This window comes from Halobacillus sp. Cin3 (assembly GCF_947311855.1).
In the GTDB taxonomy this organism is placed as follows: domain Bacteria; phylum Bacillota; class Bacilli; order Bacillales; family Halobacillaceae; genus Halobacillus; species Halobacillus kuroshimensis.
Map to the genome: position 1 here is coordinate 48,677 of NZ_CAMZMV010000003.1, position 22,739 is coordinate 71,415.

Below are 22,739 nucleotides of genomic sequence, written 5' to 3' on the forward strand. Positions count from 1 at the left end.
GGGCGTTTCTTTTCTTCAGTTATGATCGGACAAAAGTATCCGCATAGTTTTCGAGCTTGGCGTTGATTTCCGCAATGATGTCGGAAACCGCGTGTTTTTGACTGAGGGAACGCTGCAGGGACGTCCCGATAATTTCTTCGACCGCTTTCGTATTGAAATAGGAGCCGTCTTTGAACTGCTTCTCCCGGATCCCTTTGAATTTCGTATCATACGAATTGGACAGCCACGGGTACAGCGAGTGAATGGTCTGGTTGTCGCACACCTCAAGCTTTGCTGTCGTACCTCCGAGCATCGTGATCTGCTCAGCGACGGCATCTTCATGGATCCATTTCAAAAAGGTGAGAGCCGCGTCGGTTTTTCTACTCTGCTTGGAAAGACCGATAACACCGCCGCCTAAAATCGGAGAGCCTCCTGGCGGGAGGGCGGAACCGACCAGCGGACCGACTTCACTCAGTGAAATTTTCGAAGCATGGTTGATAAATCCGATGATCATCGCCATCTCGCCTCGGGCGAAGCTGCTTACCTCTTCGGTCCACCACTGGTTCAGAAACGGCTTAGCCATTTTCACCGTTTCCAAGTAGTTCTCCAGCGCCGCTTCTGCTTTAGCTGGATCGAGCATCAAATGATTCTCCTGGACGAGGCGTCCGCCTCGCTCGTAGTAGCGGGCGAGGAAATCGAGGGCCATGATCGAAGGCTTGCCTAAGATCATCCCTGTCCCGTATTCGATCGGCGAATCGCTGTAAGCTGCGCGAGAGAAGAAATGGACGATCTCATTCATCGACTCGAAGTCTTCCGGAATCGTCAGTTGTTTTTTATACGTTTCATAAAACATCCGCTTGATTTTCGGGTCCTCAAATAAATCCTTCCGGTAAAAGAGCATCTGCAGACTTGGATCAAAAGGAAGGACGAGCGCCTGGCCGTTCACTTCTGAATAGTTGCGCTTCAAATACTTGGGCAGTGACGCGAGTCTGTCGTCGATTTCTCCATCCAGCCCTTGAAGGGGGGTGAACAGTTCCTCCCCGAGCCAAGGAAGCCAAGCCATATCGAGACGGATCAAGTCATGATCCCTCTCCTGCGATTTGGACATTAACTCCTCGTACATCTGGTCGAACGACTGGACATCCACCTCGACACGGATCCCGGTCTGCTTCTGGAAATGGGGCAGGATCTTCTGCAGAGCATCTGTAGTCGGACTGGGCAGAGTCAGCAGCTTGATCGTATCGGAACCGTTTGTAGATGCGGTAACCTCCGTATCTACAAACCCTTTATTTGAAAGAATCACGTGAGGCTCCATCGTCTTCACATCATGGACATGATCCAGCAGCCAGCCGGCCGTCTTTTTTCCGAGAAGCTGATAGTTTTGGAGATAAGAAACTGTATCCGCCCCCGCTCCACGTGTGGACGGGTCCAGGGTAATCAGTGCGGGCATAGGATGTAGTGACCCGAACGTGTGCGCCTTCCGTAAGTGATCGGCAAAGTTCGGGCTGCTTGTTACGAGAACATCGAAGGACTGGTCCTTGAAAAAGGAAAACGCCGCGCTGTGCGCCTGCTGCAACGTTGTCCGTTCAATACGGGTCGGAAGAAAACTGAGGTCTCTCGCCAGCACGTCTGTAAAGCTGCGCTCATTGGAGTGTTTTTCCTCCCCTGTAAATAGACCGACGGACTCAAAGCCCTGATCTAAAATGTAGGCGGCGATATCTCTGCCCGCCTCGGTGAAGTCGAACGATACAGACGCCCGGCTGTTCCGGACCTGGCGGTTGATGAACACGACGTGATCTTCCGGAATGTGCAGTTTTTCATAATAGGTACGGGCATCATCAAGGCAGGAAACGGCCAGAACCCCTGTCACCCGTTCGGCGGCGATTTCCTCAAGAATCTTTTCCTCATAGTGGGGGAGGTCATAGGTGATATACAGGTGGACGGAGTATCCCTGTTCACGTAAGGATTTTTTTACGCCTTCATAAAATTGGACATACTCCGTCTGCTCGAGGCTCGGCAGGATAAGGGAAACGGCATGGTTCGTCCCTGAGCGCAGCGTATGGGCTTTTCGGTTCAGGTTATAACCGAGGGCGTGGGCCGCCTCTTCCACCATCTTGATTTTTTTTACACTCACATTGCCTCTTTTGTTCAATACATTTGAAACCGTCCCGTGTGAAACGCCGGCTTTTTTAGCGATATCTTTAATTGTTGTCACTCTTACAAACCTCCATTACTGCGGTGTATCCGTATGTATCTTTTTCTAATATAACATGGGATTCCAGTATTGACACGTTCCAATATCATGTATATATTTATCCGTGAAAATAGTAAGACGATGGGGGAGGGGTTTTGTGGCAGGAAAAAAGGAGTATCAGCACATCAACGGGCTGCTGAGCCGGAAGCTTGAGGAAAAGCAGGTGCTTACAGCGGTACATAGAGGGCTGCCTGGAGGAAACATCATTGAGAATACGATTCCGGCCTTTCAGGCTGCGCTCCGTCTGCGGAGTGACGCGTTGGAAATCGACGTCTCCAGGACAGCTGATGGGAATTTTTATCTTTTCCATGATGGTGAGGAAAAGCGTCTTTTCGGCGTGGATCAGAATATAAGAGAGATGACGACGGAGGCGGTGGCCGCCATGACGTATTACAACAGCCTTTCGCTGCCTGTGAGTTATCGGGTCGAGAGTCTGGATGACGGCCTGCGCTTTCTGAAAGGGGATACGCTCCTGAACATCGACCGCTCCTGGCAGGACTGGGCAGAGCTTCTGCCGCTGCTGGATGGCTATGACATGATGGATCAGCTCATTTTGAAGAGTCCTGTCCACCGCGATTATCTCGGGCAGCTGCAGAACCATGAGCGGAAATACATGTACATGCCGATTGTTCAGACGGTGGAAGAGCTGGAGGTGGTCATGAGCAGTCCCGGCATCAATCTTGTCGGCATCGAGCTGATTGCAGATTCCGAGGACCACCCGCTGTTTGACGATGCTGTCATCCGCCGGGTGCATGACGCCGGCTTGTTCGTCTGGGCGAATGCCATTACCCTCGATGATGAAAAAATATTGTATGCTGGTCTGGATGACAACACGTCATTGATCCACGGCCCTGAGTACGGCTGGGGCAGACTGATCGATAAGGGTGTCGACATGATTCAAACCGACTGGCCGTCTCTTCTCGTTCCGTACATCGATGGAAAATTGAATCGATAAACCATACCAGGCACCCGCTGCATTTTTTGCAGCGGGTGTTTTTTTTGTTTGTAAATGGATTGCTAAGAGTATGTAAAGAAGTTGTTTTTAGTATTTACCGCAGCGGTTTTTGGTTCTAGAATCAAAATTGACACGTTCCAAAAATGAGGGGAAGGACGAAAACAAGGAAGGACCGCTTTTATTTCATATGGATACTTAAGGAGATGGATGAGATGAAATTAAAGAACATGATGTTGACGACAGGCTTGGCTTTGACGACGCTTCTTGCGGCATGTGGAGGAACAGAGGAATCGGCAGCGGAAGGGGAGTCGGCGAAGGAGCCGCTGGTGGTCTATACGAACTCCGCTTCTGACGGGCGTGGCGACTGGCTGAAGGAACAGGCGTCTGAAAAGGGCTTTGATATTGAAATCGTTGAGGGTGGCGGCGGAGATATCGCCAACCGTCTTGTCGCAGAAAAGAACAACCCGGTCGCCGACGTCGTTTACGGGTTGTCCACGATGGACTATGAAAATTTCAAAAAGCAGGACATGCTTGCTGAGTACGTTCCATCTTGGGCAGGAGAGATCCAGGGTGACATCAATGACCCGGAAGGCTACTATCATTCCATCGTCAAACAGGCGATTCTTATGATTTACAATACGGAGAACTATGACGCGTCCTCTGCCCCGGCAGACTGGCCGGAGCTTTGGAACAACGAGGAGTACCACGGACAGTATGCCATCCTGGGTCATGAAGGTGGAACCGGCCGGGCGATCATCGCTGGCATCTTGAACCGCTATAAGGATGAGAACGGCGAGTACGGGATTTCCCAGGAAGGCTGGGACGAGCTTGAAAAATACTTAACGAACGGCTATCACCCGGCAGAAGGGGAAGACTTTTTCGCGAAGGTCGCTGATGGAAGTGTACCGATTTCAGGCATCTGGTCGAGCGGCATCGTGCCGAAAGAGGAAGAGTTCGGTGTGGATGTAGCGTATGCCACGCCGGAAGTGGGCGTTCCACACGTCGTTGAGCAGGTGGCCATTGTAGAAGGTACAGAACAGCAGGACACGGCGGAAGCGTTCGTCGATTGGTTCGGCAGCAGTGAAGTCCAAGGAAAGTGGACGGAGGAATTCTCCACCCTGCCGGCGAATGAAGGAGCCTTGGAATATGCAGATGAAGCGACGAAGGAGCTTGCTGAGTCCGTGACTGTTCAGGATATTGACTGGGGATTCGTTTCAGAAAACATAGATCAATGGGTCGAAAAGGTTGAACTGCAGCTGCTTCCTTAAGAAGGAATAGCATGGGGGACAGTCCAATACTTGGGCTGTTCCTCTTTCCATGAGTGAGGGAATTTTATAGAGAGAGGATAAGCGATTGTGATTGAATTCAAAAATGTGCAGATCAACTATGGAGATTTCGTAGCAGTAAAGAATTTGAACCTGAACGTGCGCGAAGGGGAATTTTTCACCCTTCTCGGTCCGTCCGGGTGCGGGAAAACGACGACGCTGCGCAGTCTCGTCGGCTTTGTCCATCCGTCACAAGGCGAGATTTTCCTGAACGGCGAGAACATTACATCGCTGCCTGTAGAAAAACGGGAAGTCAGCATGGTCTTCCAAAGCTATGCCTTGTTTCCGACGCTTGATGTCTATGAAAATATCGCCTTTGGCTTGAAGGTGAAGAAAGTGCCGAAGCAGGAGATCGATCGGGAGGTCCGCGATATGGCGGCCAAGGTCGACCTCAGTGAAGAACAGCTGAAAAAGAAGGTGTCCGAGCTATCCGGTGGGCAGCAGCAGCGGGTGGCGATTGCGAGAGCGCTCGTCCTTAAGCCCCGTATCCTCGTGCTGGATGAACCCTTGTCCAACCTCGACGCCCGCCTGCGTGTCCAGTTGAGGAGAGAGTTGAAAAATCTGCAGAAACAGTTCGGGATCACCGCCATTTATGTGACGCATGATCAGGAGGAGGCGCTCACGCTTTCGGACCGGATTGCCGTTTTCAATAAGGGTGTCGTAGAGCAGGTCGGAACACCCAAGGAAATTTACAGCCACTCCGAAACCGAGTTCGTCTGCAATTTCATCGGCGACATCAACCATCTGGAGACTCCTGTCGTCAAAGAGCTGAATGAGCAGATGGGCGGCGGTTATCTGGAACATGAGCGTCACTATGTCCGGATGGAACGGGTTCATACCCGTCAGTGGCGGGGCGGAAAGGAAGCGTCTGTCCTCAAACTGACAGGCCGGGTGGAGGATGCGGAATTCTACGGCGTGTATACGAAATACTCGTTTCTCGTCAACGGCACCGTTATAAAGAGTATTGAGAGGGAAGATGGAAGAGCCCCTCACAACATTGGGGACGAAGTGGATATTTATATCGATATCCATGATGTGATGACTTATCGGGAGAGACACAGCTATGCAGTGGATCAATAAATGGAGGGGGACGGCTTCAACCAAACTCGCCGTCCTGCTCATCGCTTTGTTCTTTGCGTGGTTCATCGTCGCTTTTCTGATCTATCCGAATGTGAACCTGTTGAAAACGACCTTCATCATTGACGGATCGCTGTCCCTGGAGGCGGTCAATAAGCTGGTGAGCTCCAGCCGGGCCGTGCAGAGTCTGATCAACAGCTTCCTGCTGGCGGTTTCGCTTGTCATGACGGTGAACATCGTCGGGATTTTCCTCGTCCTTGTGATGAATTACTTTGATATCAAAGGCATCCGGGTGCTTTCGCTCGGATACTACACGACGCTCATCTACAGTGGTGTGGTGCTTGTGGCCGGCTATAAATTCCTTTACGGGGAGCAGGGATTTTTGACCAATCTGCTTGCGGGGATCTTCCCGGGCTTTGATACAGGGTGGTTTACGGGGTATGGGGCGGTTCTTTTCGTCATGACGTTTGCGATTACTTCCAACCACGTCATTTTCCTGTCGAACGCGATCAAGAAGGTGGATTATCAGACGATTGAAGCGGCCAAAAGCATGGGAGCCTCCGATTTTTATATTATCCGGAGAGTGGTGCTTCCTGTCTTGAAGCCGACAATATTTGCCGTGACCATCCTCATCTTTCTGATTGGATTGAGTGCGACGTCCGCTCCATTGATTGTCGGCGGACAGGATTTCCAGACGATCAACCCGATGATCCTGACCTTTGCCAAAAGCGTCACCTCCCGGGATATCGCGGCCATCCTCTCGATTGTTCTTGGTATTGCTACGATGGTGCTGCTTATGTTCATGCAGCGGATGGAGAACAACGGCAATTTCATTTCCGTATCGAAGGTGAAGTCGACGATCAAAAAGCAGAAGATCGAAAACAAATGGGCCAATGCGCTTGTTCATATCGCCGCCTATCTGTTATTCGTCATTTATGCGCTGCCTGTTGTGCTGATCATCATTTTTTCCTTTACCGATACGTTCAGCATCGAAAATGCGACACTGGCTCTCGACCATTTCACCTTGGACAATTATCTGCTGCTGTTTACGGACTTTTCCGCTTTCCGCCCGTACTTCATCAGTATCGCGTATTCGGCGGCGTCCGCTTTCATCGTGGTGATGATCACGCTGCTCGTTTCCCGGATTCTGCAGCGGCATAAAAACATCTACACCCAGCTGTTGGAATATTCAATGATGATTCCCTGGCTGCTGCCATCAACATTGATTGCGCTCGGTCTGATTCTTACGTATGATAAACCGAACAGCCTGCTCGGAAACCAGGTGCTGACCGGATCGGTATGGATGCTGCTGGTCGCTTATATCATCGTCCAGCTTCCGTTCACCCTGCGCATGCTGAAAGCGGCGTTCTTCACCATCGATCATTCCCTTGAAGAAGCAGCAAAAAATTTAGGAGCTTCTTCTATGTATACGTTCCGTAGAATCCTGCTTCCCGTCATCCTTCCGTCCACGCTTGCGGTTATGGTGTTGAACTTCAACAACATGCTGGCAGATTATGATTTGACGGTATTCCTGTTCCAGCCGCTGCTTGAACCTTTAGGCATCGTCATCAAAAGTAGTACCGATCCGCAGGCGTCCACGGATGCAAAGGCGCTTATGCTCGTCTATTCGGTCGTATTGATGGTGATTTCATCCGTGGCGCTGTACTTTGTGTACGGCAGGAAATCCAAGTAGTAGAAGGAGAGTGGCCACATGGAGATGGTAGAAGCACTGACCCTGTCCAAAACAGGGAGGGAAGAAAACAATGAAGACGCTTATATGGTGACGGATGACTTTGCCGCCGTCATAGATGGGATGACGCCAAAAGAAAAGGATTTATACGGGGGCGTCTCTCCGGCAAGAATCGCTGTGAAGCGGATCGTGGAGACCATCCGGCATTTTCAGGCGGACGTTTCCATGGAAGAAGCGGCAGAGCAATTAGAAGCTGCTTTGAACGCCTATTACGTTGAGCACCAGCTTGTTGAAGAAGTCACAGTCCATCCTCACAAACGGATGGGAGCGAACCTGATTCTTTATTCAAAGCATCACATGGAAGTATGGATGATCGGTGACTGTCAGTGTATGCTGGACGGCCGGGTGGAGACGAATGAAAAACTGGTGGACCAGCTCCTTGCTGACATGCGCGTCCAGCTTCTGGACCGCTATCTCCAATCTTATTCAGTCGAGGACCTTGTGGAGCGCGACCTCAGCGCCCGTGATCTTGCACCGTTTCAAAAACAGCAGTACCTCTATCAAAACCTGCCGTCGGAATCACCGCTCGCTTACACGGTTGCCGACGGCTTTCCGATGAACAAAAGCGACATCAAAATTGTTCCGGCGGAGGGGGTGGAGGAGTTGGTTCTGGCCAGTGACGGATATCCTTCATTACTTCCAACCCTTGAAAAAACAGAACAACGACTGGCGGAGACTCTTGAGGAAGATCCGTTGTGCCATCGGGTTTTCCAATCCACCAAAGGGGTGCAGTCCCCACATATCTCCTACGATGACCGGACGTACGTAAGGATGAAGCTGTCATGACAAGAGCACCTGTGTCGATCGACACAGGTGCTCTTCTTTTTTTATGAAGGAATGACGTTCCGCTTCTTTTTTCTAAAGGAAAAGAAAAAGTGAAGCAGGATATACAAAACAACTCCAAGAAGAAAGGAAAGGCTGATTCCCGTCGCTGTTGCTGTTGCATACATTTCATGTTCATTTACTTCAATGAACCAAAGATTTCCGCCCATCCATTCAGGCTCGGACAGGACATTTCGCCTCCCGGTCAGATGGAGGATGAAAGGAGACAGGAGGGTAAGAACGATATAAAGGATGGCCATTTTGAGCCCACCTCCACCGATCTTAAGCAGCTTCATTTACGATCAACTCCTTACCATCAGGATTTGAAATAGTGATAGGTGCGTATCATCCCTATCACAAGGAGAACGACTAAAGCGGTACCGTAAAAGAACGATTTAAACGTTTGGCTGAGCGAATGGATACGACTAATTGCAGCGGATCCTAAGACGAAAAAGATCAGGATGGGTATCAAGTATTTTTCTTTCATAAGCGGGCCTCCAGTGGCTGGGTTCCATCATCGTTTTGGATAATCTTAGTGTATCATAGGCTGCTTATAATGGAATTAAATCCCATTAAAGTTCTTTGGATGAGATAAAAAGTATCCCCCGCTCCTTATTAAAAAAGGAAGCGGGGGGATACTTTTATAGATGGGGGAGATACGAGGGTTTCACCTGTTTCTGTTTCCAAAAGCGTCCTGTGGAAGAAGTTCGTCAAATAGACGAGATATCCCACGGGGACACCAGTCTTTTATGGCGGCTGTACCGAGGTTATCAGCAGGCGGGGAAGAGCGGCCGACCTTGGCGTTTCGGTCACCTATATCGATGCGGAGCTCTTTGAGAAGGAAGTGCAGAATTTCGAAATAAACGAGATCAATTGATTGGAAGGGTTGATTTTAATTCAAATAGTCCATATAATCTAACTAACGTTAGTTAGATTATTTAAAGGAGGTAATTGAATATGGCATGGTTTTATTTAATCATTGCTGGTTTATGTGAAGTGGGATGGGCTTTTGGTCTGAAATTCTCAAACGGTTTTACAAATATGAGTGTAGTTTTTCCAACATTAATTCTTATGATTGTGAGTTTTTGGATGTTTTCTAAGTCGCTTGTTTCTATGCCAGTTTCTACAGCTTATGCTATCTTCACAGGTATAGGAGCATTTGGAACAGGGATCGTGGGGATGTTGTTTTTAGGAGATGCTTTCAGCATTGTAAAACTGATTCTGTTAGTTACTCTTATTAGTTGTATCATTGGACTGAAATTAGTATCAGAAGACTCTAATGAAAATGACTCTGTTCAAGAAAGAGGTGTATAAATTGAGTTGGCTTTATTTAATGTTTGCGGGTTTGTTGGAGGTTGGAGGAGTAATATCTCTAAAAATGGCTGAAGGGTTCACAAAAATGAAACCCTCCCTGGCTTTTGTTATCTTTATGGGGTCGAGTTTTGTATTACTATCCTTATCCTTAAAAGAAATCCCTATCAGTATTGGATATGGTATTTGGACGGGTATTGGGGCAGCTGGCAGTGTTTTGTTAGGAATGTTCATCTTTAAAGAACGGAAGGATTTGAAGAAACTCATCTTCGTAGGGGGCATAATCGGATGTATTGTAGGCCTTAAATTATTGTCATAAGGGCTACTCGTTGATGATGCATCATGGAGAGGAAAGTTGCGATGAATGATATAGTCTTATTAACCGTTGATTTTGTTTGATTTTAATATCAATATTTCTATTAATTCTGGTATATCGAACTCTAAGAGGAGCAACAGAAGCAGATAAAGCAGTAACCTTAGACACCTTTGGTATTTATTTGATGGCGTATGGGGCTTACCAGGCATATCATCTCCAACACATATGTTGAATAATGTAATGTTCACTAGTAGGTATTCTACTATTTGTTGGGACAGAGGCTACTTCAAAATTCTTAGAAAGAATAATATTAAAAAAACAATATCAATAGCGTCAATTTTTTAAAATGGAGTAAGTATTATAAAGGAGAGAATCCCGTGACTAAAGGAGAAGAAACGAAAAAAAGGATAGTAAACAATGCCTTAATCACTTTTGCAACTAATGGATATGAAGAAACTTCCATGAAAGATATTGCTACCAGGACAAATATTAAAGCACCATCAATTTATGCTTACTTCTCTAGTAAAGACCGCCTATTTGAAGAAGTCATGGATACAACAATGCTCGAATATATTCATTACATTCAAAATATAGACAATGACTTAGCGGACCTTACAACGGAAGCTAAATTATACAATATATTAATTGGGCTGAATGAATATTTTTACAATAACAGTTTAGGGCATTTTATTAAAAGGTTTATGATTATTCCTCCCAAGGACTTCAAAGATAAGTTTAATACGATGTACTTCGAAATGGAGAAGGCCATCAAATCATTGGTGAATCGTGTTTTAAATGAAGGTCGAGAAGAAAACAATAAATTTGTGAATATTGACGTAATAGCCAATTCTTTTTTATGTATTCTAGATGGTGCCCTCATGTATTTGATGAATTTTTCTTATGAAGAGTATAGAAGAAGGTTAGATGATACATGGATAACCTTTTGGAATGGAATTCAAAAGTAGAATAATTAAGAAATTTAAAACTAGATGCTCCTGTCTGAATCGTATAGTTTAATATATTCAATTTAAATTGGAAAGGATAGACTTGCCTGAATTGCTTTCTTTTTAACCCATCTTCTCTGAATGCTTGACAGGCACAAAGCAACGCGAATTTTGATTATCTCTAGGAATAGAGTACATTTTCAGTTAACGAGCGTATCCTTGAAGATTACCATATCACTTTCTATTTAAATTTATTACTTTATCCTGCCAAAGAAAACACCCCGGAAGTTAGATTTTTCGTTCTAACTTCCGGGGTGTACTACCAAAGAGCACTCTTTTATTAAAACAGTCTTTCGATACCCTGAGAGACTACGGCATAAAGGGGAATAACGACAGCAATCGTGCCACCGAACACTACATAAAATCGTTTTTTACTCATGTTGATTTCATTGGAATTGTCTCTTTTATCGCTCATTACAAAACCACCCTGTATAGTATTCCACCACCAGCAAGTGCCAAAGTGATGCACGTCACCAACGGCGATTCCACCGATAGCTCCAGATCTCCTTTTTATCTATTTATTTGGTCATTTTTTCATACTTAGATACCCTTTTTAAAGTTTTTAGAAAAAATTATGATTTAATAACGAACGAAATTATTGAAGTCTAAGCAAAATAAGCCACATGATAAAAGAACCCGCAGACCTCAAAGGCCTGCGGGTTCCATCATCTATTCCATTCTCCGGAACTTCCCAACCGCATAATAGAAGACCGGTACAAAAATCAAGGTGAGCAGCGTCGATGTCGTCAGGCCACCGATGACCGTAATCGCAAGTCCTTTGGAAATCAGCCCGGAAGCCGAGTTCGAAAGGGCGAGCGGCACGAGAGCGAAAATCGTGGCCAGGGCGGTCATGAGAATCGGCCGCAGACGCGTACGGGACGCTTCGACGATCGCTTCTGTGAGCTCGTGTCCTTCGCGGCGGTTGCTTTCAACACGGTCAAGCAGCACGACGGCGTTGGTGACGACGATTCCGATCAGCATCAGCATTCCGATCATTGCGCTCATCGACAACGTCTGGCCGGATAGGAACAAGCCGGCGAGCGAGCCGATCGGGATGAAGATCAGGGAGGACAGGATGACAATCGGTGTCAGGATGCCTCCGAACGTAATGCTGAGTACAAGGAAAACGAGTCCGACAGCTGCGGCCATGGCTAGCCCGAGGTCGGCGAAGCCTTCGTTGATCATTTCCAGTCCTCCGGTCAGATCCACTTCCACGCTGTCCGGCAGGGTGAGGGAGTCGACATCGGCCTCCACGTCACGGGAAACGGCGGCGGTGTCGTCTCCGATGATCGTCGCGGAGACCGTGCTTGCCGTTTCACCGTCCTGGTGCTTGATGGATTTCGGCACTTCCACTTCTTCAATCGAAGCGATTTCCTGCAGCTCTTTGGCACCGTCCTGTGTCATGATGGTATACGTTTCGATATCCGCCTTCGTTGCGAAGGTTTCATCGAAGGCAAGCTCCATCTCCCATTCCTCAGTCAGGGTGAGCGTGCCCCCATCAAGGGGATGAAGTCGTTCGCGGATCGGCTGCATCAGCTGATACGGGCTCACGCCAAGGTCTCTGCCATCCTCGTTCAGGGAGATATCGTATTTCGTCTGCGTATCCTCCATATCGTTGGATACATTCTTTAATTGATCGTTTTGTTCAAAAAGCTGGGCGACCTGGTTGGCGGCCTCTCTCAAATCTTCATTCTCATCACTGTACAAATTCACATCAATCGTATTGCCGGATGGCGGCCCATCCTGCTGGACTTCCGCAGCATTCACAACAGCATCCGGGTAGGCATCCTGCGCCTGGGCAAGCAGATCTTTCTCATAGTCGTTCATTACTTCATCGGCTTGGACGTCCTCCTGAAGCTGGACGTAGAAGCGGGCGATGTTTTCAGAAACAGATGCATTCATGCCTGGAAGCTGCCGCTGGCTGGAAAAGCCGATGGATACCTGCGTGTAGTCGATCTGATCGTCATCCAGAAGGGTGGCTTCCATCGACTGCGCAAGCGCTGTCGTTTCTTCAAACGTCGTCTCATCCGGAAGGGTGAGTTCGACTTCGAACGTTTCACTGCCTTCACTCGGCAGGAACGATACTCCGAGTGCCGGAATGAAGGAGAACGATCCGAACAACAGGACAAACGAAAGGGTGAAGACGAGTCCTTTCTTCTTCAAGGATCCTCTTAAGAATTTTTCATACCATGTGGCCAGCCGGCTCGTTTTTTCCTCGTGCTTCACGTCCTTGAAGAAGAACTTGCCGAGCACAGGGATAAGCATGAGAGCGACCAGCAGGGAGATGGTGATCGAGAACACAACGGCGAGACTGAACGGTCGGAAAAATTCGCCGAGAATACCGCCGACAAAGGCGAGCGGCAGGAAGACGATCAGTGTCGCGATCGTGGAAGAGGCGACAGCGCCGAGCACTTCCTTCGTCGCCTTGAAGACGACATCCCGCTGCTTCATTTCCGGATACTGCTGTTTCCAGCGGTAGATGTTCTCGATGACGACAATACTGTCATCGACGATTCGTCCGACGGCGACGGCCATACCGCCGAGCGTCATAATGTTCAAGGTGTAATCAAATGTTTCAAGCAGGGCGATCGATCCGAGAATCGAAATCGGCAGCGACAGAATCGCGATGATCGTCGCCCGGATGTTTCTTAGGAAAAGCAGGATGACGATGACGGTGAACAAGGCACCGAATCCGCCTTCCTTCAACAATGCGGAGATGGATTTGTTCACTTCTTCGCCCTGGTCGAGGACGGTGTACAGCTCATAGCCGCTGTCATCCACCTCTTCATTTAAATAGGACTTCACCGCATCGGCAACGTCGGCCGTGTTGGCGTCCTGGGTTTTTGTTACTTCAATCAATACACTGTCTTCCCCGTTGAAGCGGGATACTTCGCTGCGCTCGGTCACTTGAGTGATATCGGCGATTTCCCCGAGGGTCACTTCCTGAGGGGCTTCCGGTTCCGGCTGTGCAGCTGCATTTGCTTGTGCTCCTGCGGCAGCCTCAGACCCTGCATTTTGTGGCGGCTGCTGCTGTTGAGCACCGGCCGATGTAACCGGAATGGTGAGGTCTTCAAGAGCGGTCACATCATCAAGTGTTCCTGTGATTTCCACCGGTGTGGACAAACCGTCCTGCTGGAGGGAGCCGGCGGGAAGCTTGTATTCGGACTGCTCAACAGCATCAAGGATGGAAGATAGTGTGAGTCCGTACGTGGAAGCTTCTTCTTCATCCACTTCGATCTGCAGCTTCGACTCCTCACTTCCCGTCACCTGGACACCAGCTACACCTTCAAGGTTTTCAAGCGTCGGAACGATCGTATCTTCTACATCAGCCTGAAGCGCCTGCAGGTCATCGGAGGAAAGCGCGGCCTGGTAGACCGGTGTCGAGTTGATCGACAGAGCGGTCACCTCGGTTTCCGCATCCTCCGGTGTCGTTACATCGGCGATTGCATTGGTGATGTCTGATTGAGCTTCTTCGATATCTTCACCGAATGGATAGGTGATGGTAATAAAAGACGCGTTCTCCTGAGACGTACTCGTAATCGCGTCATAGTCCTCCATGTTCAGAAGGGCTTCCTCGAGAGGGGTGGTCACGTTTTCCTCCACTTCCTCCGTCGAGGCGTTCGGATAGACCGTCTGGACCGTCAGGACAGGAAAGCTGACGTCCGGGAAGGTTTCCACTTTGATTTTGTCCGTCGCAAAGATTCCCATGGCGATCACAAGGACCGTCAGAATCAGGATGGCGACCGTATTTTTTAAGCTGAATTTTGTTAACCAGTTCATACATCATGGCTCCTTTTTCAAGATGGTAGCCTTATCATAAAACCGTTGTATGAACTGAATATGAACAACCAAAATTTTTTCAGCGGCGGGGGAGATGGACAGTGAAAGCTGCGCCCTCTCCGGGCCGGCTTGTCACTTGGATGGTTCCGTCGTGAAGCTGGACGATTCTTTCGGCGATCGATAAGCCGAGGCCGCTTCCGCCTTGTTTTCTCGTCCTTGATTTGTCCGCTTTGTAAAAACGCTCGAAAATCCGCTGCTGATCCTCGGGGCTCATGCCTTCACCGTCATCGGAGATGGTCACTTCCGCACCATCTTCATCTGCCTTCAAACGGACGGCAATCGTTCCTTCCGTCTGTGTATGGCGGATAGCGTTGCTGAGGATGTTCACCCACACCTGCTCGAGCTGGTCGTCATCTCCATAAAGGCTGCAATCCTCAAGATCTGCGTCGATGGTGATTTTTTTATCCGACCACTGCGGCTCCATGTGGGCGAGCACCCGGCGGAGCTGTTCATCCAGCTTGTAGGAGGATGGCTCATACGGCGGGTGGTCGCTGTCGAGAGTGGCAAGCTTCAATAAATTGTGACTGAGGACTGACAGACGGCGGCTTTCCTTTTCGATGATGTCGTAGTAGGCCTGCCTATTTTCCTCGTCCGTAACGACGCCATCCTTCAAAGCCCGGGCAAAGCCTTGGATGGATGTGAGCGGAGACTGGATTTCATGCGACACGTTGGAAACGAACTGCTGGCGCATGCCGTCCAGTTCACCGAGGCCGTGGGCCATCTGATTGAAGCTGTGGGCCAGGCTGCCGAGCTCATCCTTCCGCTTTGTCTCCACTTGGACATCGAAGTTGCCTTTGGCAAGCTCGCCGGCCGTTTCCGTCATCGCTTTGATCGGTCTGACAATCCAGCGCGTCGAAAGAATGAATACGAAGCTTCCAATCAATAGAACGGTCAGGAAAAGGATAAGGACGATCTGACGGAAGCCTTCGAAAAAGAATTCAAAATCCGGCCGCAGAAACAACGCGTAGGAGCTGCCGTCCTTTTCAAAAGGGAGTCCGATGTTGATCCGGGGAGGAAGAAGGTACTCATTGTGGACGTCGCCATTCAGAACGCGCTCGACGTCGGCCTGATCGATATCCCAGTCCTGTCCTTCCTCGTAATAAAGGCTTTCCTCCGCATCGTCCTTAAACAGCAGCACTTCAAAACTGCCCGAGCTCATGGCGTCGAGATAGAGGTCGGCATCGGTGTCGGGCTCTTTTTTATACAGCTCGATGAACTCCTTCCCGATATTCACCATCTGGGTTTCCAGTTTCTCTGCCACCTGCAGGGCGTGGAGCCGTCCGGAAATCGAAAACGTGATGACGAGCCCGATGACGATGGCAGCGATGAATGTAACGACAATTTGAGCATACAAGCTTTTCAAGACGTGACCTCCTCCATCCGGTAGCCGACACCGCGGATCGTCTTCACGGATATGCGGGCGCCTTTTTTCTTCAGTTTGTCGCGGATCCGTTTAATATGAACGTCAACGGTGCGGTCATCGCCCTCGTACTCGAATCCCCATATCCGCTCTATCAGCTGGTTGCGGGTGAAAATCTGCTCCGGATAGGAAGCGAGGGTATACAGCAGCTCGAATTCCTTCAGCGGCCACAGTTCACTCTCTCCGTTGATGGTAATCGTTTTGTTCGTTTCGTTGAGCGTGACATTGCCGGCTTCAATGGTTTGGGAGGCACGGATGTGGTAGCGTCGCAGCAGGGCTTTGATCCGCATCATCAGCTCCACGGGCTCGAACGGCTTCACGATGTAATCGTCGGTCCCGAGTTCGAACCCTTTCACTTTATCCTGGACCTCGCCCTTTGCTGTCACCATAAGAACCGGGATTTCATAGAAACGGCGGATTTCTCTGCACAGCTCATAGCCGTCCATGTTCGGCATCATCACGTCGATGACAGCGAGGTCGACGGCGGTGGAGCCGAGCACGTCAAGCGCCTGCTCGCCATCATCAGCGGTCAGCGCTTCGTACCCTTCGTTTTTTATGTACATCGTGATCAGCTGCTGAATATGCGGATCGTCGTCGACGACGAGAATATGGATCATCAGCCGCCCTCCTTGCTTCCTTTTTTAGTTGTAGTGTACCACAGCCGTCTCATCTGCTTCCGCCTTCTTTTGGAAGGATCTTCATTTTTTCTTCCATCGATTGGGAAAAAGGGCTTGCAAAATCTATGAATGTGAAATACAATAATATGAATAAAAATTCATAGATTCACACATCAGGACAAACAGACAGCCAGACACTCAGTGGTAGGATACAAGCGAAGCGTGACTTCAATATGTATAGAGAAATGAGTATGGTTCAGCAGCGGGTCCTCGCTGCTTTTTTGTTTGGGAAGAAAGAGGGGGAGCACAACATGTTGCAGAATGAAAAACAAACCGCCCGGGAGCCACAGCAGAAACAGGAGAAAAAAGGCATCAACATCAATGCTTTTGTACTGATTTTCTCTGTGATCGTCCTGGCTGCCATCTTGACGTACATCGTGCCGGCAGGAGAGTATGAAAGAGTCGATCAGGACGGCCGTACCGTCGTCGTACCCGATTCGTTCCAGTTCACCGAACAGTCGCCGGTCGGCTTTTTTGAAATTTTTACAAGCGTTCATACAGGGCTCGTCAATAGCGCGGGCATCATCTTTTTCGTATTGATCGTCGGAGGGTCTTTCGGGATCTTAAGTGCGACAGGAGCGCTTGATGCGTTGATCCGTACGCTGACCAAGAAGCTTGGCGATAAGGAGCTGCTTTTGATTCCGGTACTGACGCTTTTGTTTGCGGCGATGGGTTCTTTGATGGGGCTTGCAGAGGAGACTATCATATACATAGCCATCATCGTGCCGCTGGCGATGTCGCTCGGATTTGATGCGATCGTCGGTTATGCGGTGGTCGCCCTGGGGGCGAACATCGGCTTTATGAGTGCCTTGACCAATCCGTTCAACGTCGGTGTGGCCCAGAGTGTCGCAGAACTGCCGGTGTTTTCCGGGATGGGGCTGCGTCTCGTGCTGCTGGCCACCTTTTACGTAGCTGCCGTGCTTTATATTTACCGCTATGCGAGAAAAGTGAAGAAAAATCCGGAGCTCCGCTACATGGGGACGTTTTCCGAGAACAAGCCGAAAATGGCCGGGCCGGCGAAGCTCGAAACGCGGCACAAAGTGATTTTGACCATTTTCCTATTGAACTTCGTCGTGCTGATTTACGGCGTACTTGAGCTTGGCTGGTACATTACGGAAATCGCTGCTTTATTCCTGTTGTTCGGGATCATCGTCGGGGCAATCGGAAAATTGAAGCCGAACGAAATGGCCGACAGCTTGATGGACGGGGCGAAGAAAGTGATGACAGGAGCCTTGATCATCGGGTTCGCTCAGGCGATTCTCGTCGTCTTCCAGGAAGGACTGCTGATGGATTCGGTCCTTTATTTTGCGTCTTCCGTATTGAACCAGCTGCCACCGGTATTCAACGCAGCCGGCATGTTTTTCGTCCAGCTGTTCTTGAATTTCCTGATCCCATCCGGAAGTGGGCAGGCGGCGCTTACGATGCCGATCATGGCGCCGCTGGCCGACCTTGTTGGAGTAACGAGGCAGACGGCTGTTCTCGCTTTCCAGCTCGGGGACGGGATTTCCAATACGATCTTCCCGACCTCCGGCGTATTGATTGCCGGCCTTGCGATGGCGGGGATCCCTTATACGAAGTGGGCGAAATGGGTCTTCCCATTCATCCTTATTGAAGTGGGACTTGCGCTTGTATTTTTATTCATCGCCCATCTCATCCAGTACGGTCCATTCTAATCAGTCTTATTAACGGGAGGAAGATATCATGACACATACGACAGCTGAATTGAGTCAATGGACGGTCGAACAGCGCCGTCATTTCCATAAACATCCGGAGCTTTCCGGACAAGAACACAATACCGCCGCCTATGTGAAGGAGCTTCTTGAGGAGTTCGGCATTCCCCTGCTTGACGGCTTCACAGCACCGAACGTCGTGGCGTTCTTCAAAGGAACCGAAGGGAGCCGGACGGTGGCCTTGAGAGCCGACATGGACGCCCTGCCGGTTCACGAGCAGGTGGAAAAGCCGTTCTCTTCCACGGTTCCCGGCGTGATGCACGCCTGCGGTCACGACGCCCACATGGCGACACTGCTTGGAGCAGCGAAATGGATGAGTGAGCATCCGGAGCTTGTGAAAAATAACATCGTGCTCATTTTCCAAAGCTCCGAGGAGGAATCGCCGAGTGGTGCCCAGCAGCTCGTCAAAGATGGAGTGCTCGAAGGCGTGGATGCCATCTACGGTCTGCACTACATGTCCAATGTAGCTTTGGGCAAAGTCGGCTTTGCAGAAGGCTTTTCGATGGCTTCCAGTGACGATTTTGACATCGTTATCGAAGGAAACGGCGGCCACGGCGGTATTCCGCAGGATACGGTCGATCCGATTTATGTTGCGACACACGTGATCCAGAGCTTCCAGTCGATCATCAGTCGGAACCTGAATCCTTTTCACCCTGGGGTCATTTCGTTCGGCAAGATGAAAGCGGGCAATTCCTACAACGTCATTCCTGATCAGGTGACGCTGAAGGGAACGATCCGTGCACTCAGCTTTGAAGGGCAGGAGCTGATGTACAAGCGGACGGTCGAGCTGACAGAAAAAATCAGCGACAGCTTCGGCGCTGTCGGCCACTACCATTACATCGAAGGCACGCCGCCGGTGTACAACCATCCGGAAGCCTGTGCCACGGCCCGCAACATCATCCAGTCGACGTTCGGAGACGATGTGTTCACAGAGGTCGAACCGACGATGGGTGCGGAAGACTTCGGCTATTACTTGAAGGAGAAAACCGGAGCTTTCATTAATGTCGGTATGGAAGGGGAGAAGAGTGCGTATCCCCATCACCATCCAAAGTTTGATGTGGATGAAGATACCATTCCGACGGGGCTTGAGCTGATGGTTCAGCTGGCTTTGAGAGGATAATAGAAACGTAATCTCTAATCCCGCTGAAGGTGAGGAGTGAGAAAAAGGGATGACCTTCTGTTTAAACAGAAGGTCATCCCTTTTTACTCTATAATACTGGAAGAAGTATCACTGTTGAGGCTTTGCTTTTTCCGCATGCTTGGCTGCCAGAACATCTTCAGCCGTGCGTTTATTTTCCTCGGCTTCTTTTTTCGTCGCTTCATCTCCACCGACGACTTGATCCACGTTGTTTTTCAGTGCTTCATATCCCTGCCTGGCGACTAGTTCTTTATCATTTTTGTTGTTTTCGTCTCCGAAGTACGTAGAATCCATACCGGCATTGTGGTGGAAGCTTGTGTTTGTGGCACCAGGAAGCATGGCGGTCACATTGACGCCGGTTTCTTTCAGCTCTTCTCTTAATGCTTCGGCAAACATGAATCCGAATGCTTTGGATGGACCGTAGACCGTTTCGTAAGGGGTAGGCAGTGTCGCCGATACCGAAGAAACGATCATGATGTCGCCTGCTTGATTCGGAACCATATGCTGAACGACGCGCTTAGCCATATGGACGGTTCCGGAAACATTGATGTCGATGAGCTTCAACTCTTCTTGTAGATCATTTTCCAAGAAGGAGCCTCCCATGCCGATGCCGACATTGAGAACAGCCGCATCAAGGTTTCTTCCCTTGTTTTTCACAAACTGCCAGAAAGCCTCCACCCCATCATACGTCGATGCATCCGCCTGGAATGGATAAGCTTCCACTCCTAATTCTTCAATTTCCTCTGCGGATTGATAGATGGTTTCACTGGACCCGGACATAGCCACGTCATAGCCATCATTCGCAAATAATTTAGCCAGTTCAAAACCGAGCCCTGATGTAGATCCTGTGATCATTACTAATTTTCTATCTGTCATTCTCATCACTCCTCATAAATAAATCCTTACTCTATCAGCTTTTATATAGGGCAAGCTTCTGCATATGAAAGGTAGTTTCCCACAGTCTGGCTGTATCAAACATAAAGGAGCGACTTGGAGCGAGGGTGAGTGGGTATGTACAGGGAAGGCAATTGGACCCGTTTTGACTTTCTTTTGAAAAATTAAGGAAATTTAAGTAAGAAGATGGTAGAATATTTCTCATATCCTGAAAATCTATTCAGGTAAGAACGCTATTTTGAAAGCGTTTCATCATTATGAGGAAAAGGTGAAGCACACGTGAACATGCAAGTGAAAGAAGTATCTATTTTCGATCATACGGGAAACCGAATTGTAACCGACGACCGCGAGATTTCTGTGATTGCGAAGATGGAGGATCCGAAAATCGTCATTCTGGGAAATGTGGTCAGTGATGAAGAATGCGAGAATCTCATCCAGCTGTCGAAGGACCGGATGGATCGTTCCAAAATCGGCTCCAGCCGTGATGTGAGCGAGATCCGGACGAGCAGCAGCACATTTATTCCGGAAGACGATGTGAAGGCACGAGTCGAGAAGCGGATTGCGCAGATCATGAATGTACCCGTCGAACATGGAGAAGGACTTCACATGTTGAACTATAAACCGGGCCAGGAATATAAGGCCCACTATGATTATTTCCGTGCCAGCTCAAGAGCGGCGGCCAACCCGCGCATTTCAACGCTCGTGATTTACTTGAACGATGTCGAGGAAGGCGGAGAGACGTATTTTCCACATATGAATCTATCGGTATCCCCGCAAAAAGGGATGGCGGTCTACTTTGAATACTTCTACAATGATATGGAGCTCAATGAACGGACGCTTCACGGTGGATCGCCGGTGATTGAAGGAGAAAAGTGGGCGGCAACGATGTGGGTGAGACGTAAGCAGTATAAATAAACCAGACACCTTCCTAATACAGGAGGGTGTTTTTTTAACCTTTTTGTTCATTATAATGTTTTGACGAGTCGGAATTTTCGGAGTATGATATAGAAAAATAGGCGGAAAGCACCACGAAAGGCATCGAAAAAGAGGAGCAGGGTGATGGACTATTTTGTACAGTTCCAGTTGAACGTATTTGCGCTTCTATGTCTGGCTGTCCTGTATGTCATAATGAGAACGAAATCCAAGGTGGAAAGTTTCGGAAAACGCCTGCTCCGGATGATTATGGCCGCGACTGCCGCGGCTGTCATCCTTGAACCGCTGACGTGGATCTTCGACCGGAAGCTTTTTTTCGGAGCGTATCTGCTGGAGTACTGGACGAACTTCGGCTTGTTTCTCATCGGCCCTGTCCTCGGTGGTCTGATGCTTTCGTATGTCGATTATCATCTCTTCAAAGCCCCTTCGCGTGTGTATAAGAAGCTGTTTTATCAGCACATGACCATCTTCACGTTCGTTGTTCTCCTGATCAATGTATTTTACCCTGTTTACTTTGATGTGGACCCTGTCGTCAACGGTTTCAGCAGCGGACCGCTCAAAGAATTTCACTACCTCATCCTTGCGGGCATTTACATCTCCATGTTCCGGTTATTGATTAAAAACAAACCAAGAGTCAGCCGCTCGACGTACTGGATTTTCACGGTTTTCTTCGCGCTGCCGATTGGCGGCATGGTTGTCCAGCTGTTCGATTCCAAGCTGTACTTTTCGTGGACGTCGATTGTGCTTGGAATTCTCGTCGCCTATACGTTTTTGGAATCGACGACGTCAGAACAGGATTTCCTCACCAAACTGTACAACCGGCAGAGCTATGAAATCTACCTCAATCATATGATCGAAATCCGCCGGCCTTTCGGCATCATTCTCATCGATCTCGACCATTTTAAGGAAATCAATGACCATTTCGGCCACCAGCAGGGCGACCAGGTGCTTCTCGAGTTTGCGAGGGTGCTGGAGAAAACGTTCAAAAACCATGGGCTGCCGGCACGAATCGGAGGCGATGAGTTCGTGATCGTGCTTCATGATGAGGAACGTCCGGTCAGGGATTACGTGAAGGAGATGTCTGCCCGGCTGAAGACGTACGAGGATCCGTTCATCCGAAACCTTCAGTTCAGCTATGGATGGTCCTGTTATGAAGAGGGCATGTCGATGGAAGATCTGTATACATCAGCCGATCAGAAGATGTATAAGGATAAGCGGGAAGGGCGGTTCATATAATCGCTCTTTTTTTGTGGGTTTTAATTCCTATTTTTCCAAATCTGCTGCCTTCTCGTTTGTAAAATTCATCCAAGAGGC

The 22,739-nt window shown here is 49.1% G+C and carries 20 protein-coding genes; 12 read left to right on the forward strand and 8 right to left on the reverse strand.

Annotation, left to right across the window (positions count from 1 at the left end; all coding sequences use genetic code 11):
* Nucleotides 1–19: 19 nt before the first annotated feature.
* Nucleotides 20–2,194 (reverse strand): extracellular solute-binding protein, encoded by a 2,175-nt coding sequence (locus QMA39_RS11020; RefSeq protein ID WP_281658765.1) that lies wholly within the window; start codon nt 2,192–2,194, stop codon nt 20–22.
* 136 nt (nt 2,195–2,330) lie between these two features.
* On the opposite strand from QMA39_RS11020, the gene QMA39_RS11025 reads away from it, so the two are divergent.
* The 5 genes from QMA39_RS11025 to QMA39_RS11045 all read left to right on the forward strand — a co-directional run bounded on the left by QMA39_RS11025 (nt 2,331) and on the right by QMA39_RS11045 (nt 8,126).
* Complete coding sequence (locus tag QMA39_RS11025) at nt 2,331–3,188, forward strand: glycerophosphodiester phosphodiesterase family protein (RefSeq protein ID WP_281658766.1); 858 nt, start codon at nt 2,331–2,333, stop codon at nt 3,186–3,188.
* 212 nt (nt 3,189–3,400) lie between these two features.
* Nucleotides 3,401–4,456, forward strand: coding sequence for an extracellular solute-binding protein (locus tag QMA39_RS11030; RefSeq protein WP_206934783.1), 1,056 nt, complete (start codon nt 3,401–3,403; stop codon nt 4,454–4,456).
* A gap of 87 nt (nt 4,457–4,543) precedes the next feature.
* The gene (locus tag QMA39_RS11035; RefSeq protein ID WP_206934780.1) at nt 4,544–5,593 is read left to right on the forward strand and encodes an ABC transporter ATP-binding protein; all 1,050 of its coding nucleotides are present in this window, start codon (nt 4,544–4,546) and stop codon (nt 5,591–5,593) included.
* Nucleotides 5,577–7,283, forward strand: a complete 1,707-nt coding sequence (locus QMA39_RS11040; RefSeq protein ID WP_281658767.1) for an iron ABC transporter permease — start codon at nt 5,577–5,579, stop codon at nt 7,281–7,283. The genes QMA39_RS11035 and QMA39_RS11040 overlap by 17 nt, the downstream gene beginning before the upstream one ends.
* Before the next feature lie 18 nt (nt 7,284–7,301).
* Nucleotides 7,302–8,126, forward strand: coding sequence for a protein phosphatase 2C domain-containing protein (locus QMA39_RS11045; protein ID WP_206934777.1), 825 nt, complete (start codon nt 7,302–7,304; stop codon nt 8,124–8,126).
* 41 nt (nt 8,127–8,167) lie between these two features.
* On the opposite strand, the gene QMA39_RS11050 is transcribed toward QMA39_RS11045, so the two are convergent.
* Both QMA39_RS11050 and QMA39_RS11055 read right to left on the reverse strand, forming a co-directional pair.
* Nucleotides 8,168–8,458: a hypothetical protein gene (locus QMA39_RS11050; RefSeq protein ID WP_206934775.1), complete on the reverse strand. Its 291-nt coding sequence runs from the start codon at nt 8,456–8,458 to the stop codon at nt 8,168–8,170.
* A gap of 20 nt (nt 8,459–8,478) precedes the next feature.
* Complete coding sequence (locus QMA39_RS11055) at nt 8,479–8,649, reverse strand: hypothetical protein (protein ID WP_156896506.1); 171 nt, start codon at nt 8,647–8,649, stop codon at nt 8,479–8,481.
* A gap of 470 nt (nt 8,650–9,119) precedes the next feature.
* Between QMA39_RS11055 and QMA39_RS11060 the strand changes: the two genes are divergently transcribed.
* The 3 genes from QMA39_RS11060 to QMA39_RS11070 all read left to right on the forward strand — a co-directional run bounded on the left by QMA39_RS11060 (nt 9,120) and on the right by QMA39_RS11070 (nt 10,754).
* On the forward strand, nt 9,120–9,476 hold the full coding sequence (locus QMA39_RS11060) for a multidrug efflux SMR transporter (protein ID WP_206934773.1): 357 nt from the start codon (nt 9,120–9,122) through the stop codon (nt 9,474–9,476).
* A 1-nt stretch (nt 9,477) separates the two neighbouring features.
* Nucleotides 9,478–9,792 carry a multidrug efflux SMR transporter gene (locus QMA39_RS11065; RefSeq protein ID WP_206934772.1) on the forward strand — a complete coding sequence of 105 codons (315 nt, stop codon included), beginning with the start codon at nt 9,478–9,480 and terminating at the stop codon, nt 9,790–9,792.
* Between the two features lie 374 nt (nt 9,793–10,166).
* A complete protein-coding gene (locus QMA39_RS11070; RefSeq protein WP_281658768.1) occupies nt 10,167–10,754 on the forward strand; it encodes a TetR/AcrR family transcriptional regulator in 588 nt (195 codons plus the stop codon).
* 319 nt (nt 10,755–11,073) lie between these two features.
* Here QMA39_RS11070 and QMA39_RS11075 read toward each other — a convergent pair whose 3' ends face one another.
* From QMA39_RS11075 to QMA39_RS11090, 4 genes are all read right to left on the reverse strand, one after another.
* Nucleotides 11,074–11,208, reverse strand: a complete 135-nt coding sequence (locus tag QMA39_RS11075; RefSeq protein WP_277988120.1) for a hypothetical protein — start codon at nt 11,206–11,208, stop codon at nt 11,074–11,076.
* A gap of 254 nt (nt 11,209–11,462) precedes the next feature.
* Nucleotides 11,463–14,573 carry an efflux RND transporter permease subunit gene (locus QMA39_RS11080; RefSeq protein ID WP_281658769.1) on the reverse strand — a complete coding sequence of 1,037 codons (3,111 nt, stop codon included), beginning with the start codon at nt 14,571–14,573 and terminating at the stop codon, nt 11,463–11,465.
* A gap of 79 nt (nt 14,574–14,652) precedes the next feature.
* Nucleotides 14,653–15,996 carry a sensor histidine kinase gene (locus tag QMA39_RS11085; protein ID WP_281658770.1) on the reverse strand — a complete coding sequence of 448 codons (1,344 nt, stop codon included), beginning with the start codon at nt 15,994–15,996 and terminating at the stop codon, nt 14,653–14,655.
* Nucleotides 15,993–16,670: a response regulator transcription factor gene (locus tag QMA39_RS11090; protein WP_206934762.1), complete on the reverse strand. Its 678-nt coding sequence runs from the start codon at nt 16,668–16,670 to the stop codon at nt 15,993–15,995. The genes QMA39_RS11085 and QMA39_RS11090 overlap by 4 nt, the downstream gene beginning before the upstream one ends.
* 311 nt (nt 16,671–16,981) lie before the next feature.
* Between QMA39_RS11090 and QMA39_RS11095 the strand changes: the two genes are divergently transcribed.
* Nucleotides 16,982–18,403 (forward strand): SLC13 family permease, encoded by a 1,422-nt coding sequence (locus QMA39_RS11095; RefSeq protein ID WP_281658771.1) that lies wholly within the window; start codon nt 16,982–16,984, stop codon nt 18,401–18,403.
* Nucleotides 18,404–18,431: 28 nt separating this feature from the next.
* Nucleotides 18,432–19,580, forward strand: coding sequence for an amidohydrolase (locus tag QMA39_RS11100; protein WP_281658772.1), 1,149 nt, complete (start codon nt 18,432–18,434; stop codon nt 19,578–19,580).
* A 108-nt stretch (nt 19,581–19,688) separates the two neighbouring features.
* Here the strand turns inward: QMA39_RS11100 and QMA39_RS11105 are convergent, their stop codons facing one another.
* The gene (locus QMA39_RS11105; protein ID WP_281658773.1) at nt 19,689–20,474 is read right to left on the reverse strand and encodes an SDR family NAD(P)-dependent oxidoreductase; all 786 of its coding nucleotides are present in this window, start codon (nt 20,472–20,474) and stop codon (nt 19,689–19,691) included.
* A gap of 303 nt (nt 20,475–20,777) precedes the next feature.
* On the opposite strand from QMA39_RS11105, the gene QMA39_RS11110 reads away from it, so the two are divergent.
* Both QMA39_RS11110 and QMA39_RS11115 read left to right on the forward strand, forming a co-directional pair.
* A complete protein-coding gene (locus QMA39_RS11110; RefSeq protein WP_206935050.1) occupies nt 20,778–21,407 on the forward strand; it encodes a 2OG-Fe(II) oxygenase in 630 nt (209 codons plus the stop codon).
* Nucleotides 21,408–21,551: 144 nt separating this feature from the next.
* Complete coding sequence (locus QMA39_RS11115) at nt 21,552–22,661, forward strand: GGDEF domain-containing protein (protein WP_281658774.1); 1,110 nt, start codon at nt 21,552–21,554, stop codon at nt 22,659–22,661.
* Nucleotides 22,662–22,739: the final 78 nt, after the last annotated feature.

Excerpts from the sequence above, each read along its gene's own strand:
- QMA39_RS11030 (WP_206934783.1), top strand. The coding sequence starts at position 3,401 with ATGAAATTAAAGAACATGATGTTGACGACAGGCTTGGCTTTGACGACG.
- QMA39_RS11040 (WP_281658767.1), top strand. The coding sequence starts at position 5,577 with ATGCAGTGGATCAATAAATGGAGGGGGACGGCTTCAACCAAACTCGCC.
- QMA39_RS11045 (WP_206934777.1), top strand. The coding sequence starts at position 7,302 with ATGGAGATGGTAGAAGCACTGACCCTGTCCAAAACAGGGAGGGAAGAA.
- QMA39_RS11050 (WP_206934775.1), bottom strand. The coding sequence starts at position 8,458 with ATGAAGCTGCTTAAGATCGGTGGAGGTGGGCTCAAAATGGCCATCCTT.
- QMA39_RS11055 (WP_156896506.1), bottom strand. The coding sequence starts at position 8,649 with ATGAAAGAAAAATACTTGATACCCATCCTGATCTTTTTCGTCTTAGGA.
- QMA39_RS11060 (WP_206934773.1), top strand. The coding sequence starts at position 9,120 with ATGGCATGGTTTTATTTAATCATTGCTGGTTTATGTGAAGTGGGATGG.
- QMA39_RS11075 (WP_277988120.1), bottom strand. The coding sequence starts at position 11,208 with ATGAGCGATAAAAGAGACAATTCCAATGAAATCAACATGAGTAAAAAA.
- QMA39_RS11080 (WP_281658769.1), bottom strand. The coding sequence starts at position 14,573 with ATGAACTGGTTAACAAAATTCAGCTTAAAAAATACGGTCGCCATCCTG.
- QMA39_RS11090 (WP_206934762.1), bottom strand. The coding sequence starts at position 16,670 with ATGATCCATATTCTCGTCGTCGACGACGATCCGCATATTCAGCAGCTG.
- QMA39_RS11095 (WP_281658771.1), top strand. The coding sequence starts at position 16,982 with ATGTTGCAGAATGAAAAACAAACCGCCCGGGAGCCACAGCAGAAACAG.
- QMA39_RS11100 (WP_281658772.1), top strand. The coding sequence starts at position 18,432 with ATGACACATACGACAGCTGAATTGAGTCAATGGACGGTCGAACAGCGC.
- QMA39_RS11105 (WP_281658773.1), bottom strand. The coding sequence starts at position 20,474 with ATGACAGATAGAAAATTAGTAATGATCACAGGATCTACATCAGGGCTC.
- QMA39_RS11110 (WP_206935050.1), top strand. The coding sequence starts at position 20,778 with ATGCAAGTGAAAGAAGTATCTATTTTCGATCATACGGGAAACCGAATT.
- QMA39_RS11115 (WP_281658774.1), top strand. The coding sequence starts at position 21,552 with ATGGACTATTTTGTACAGTTCCAGTTGAACGTATTTGCGCTTCTATGT.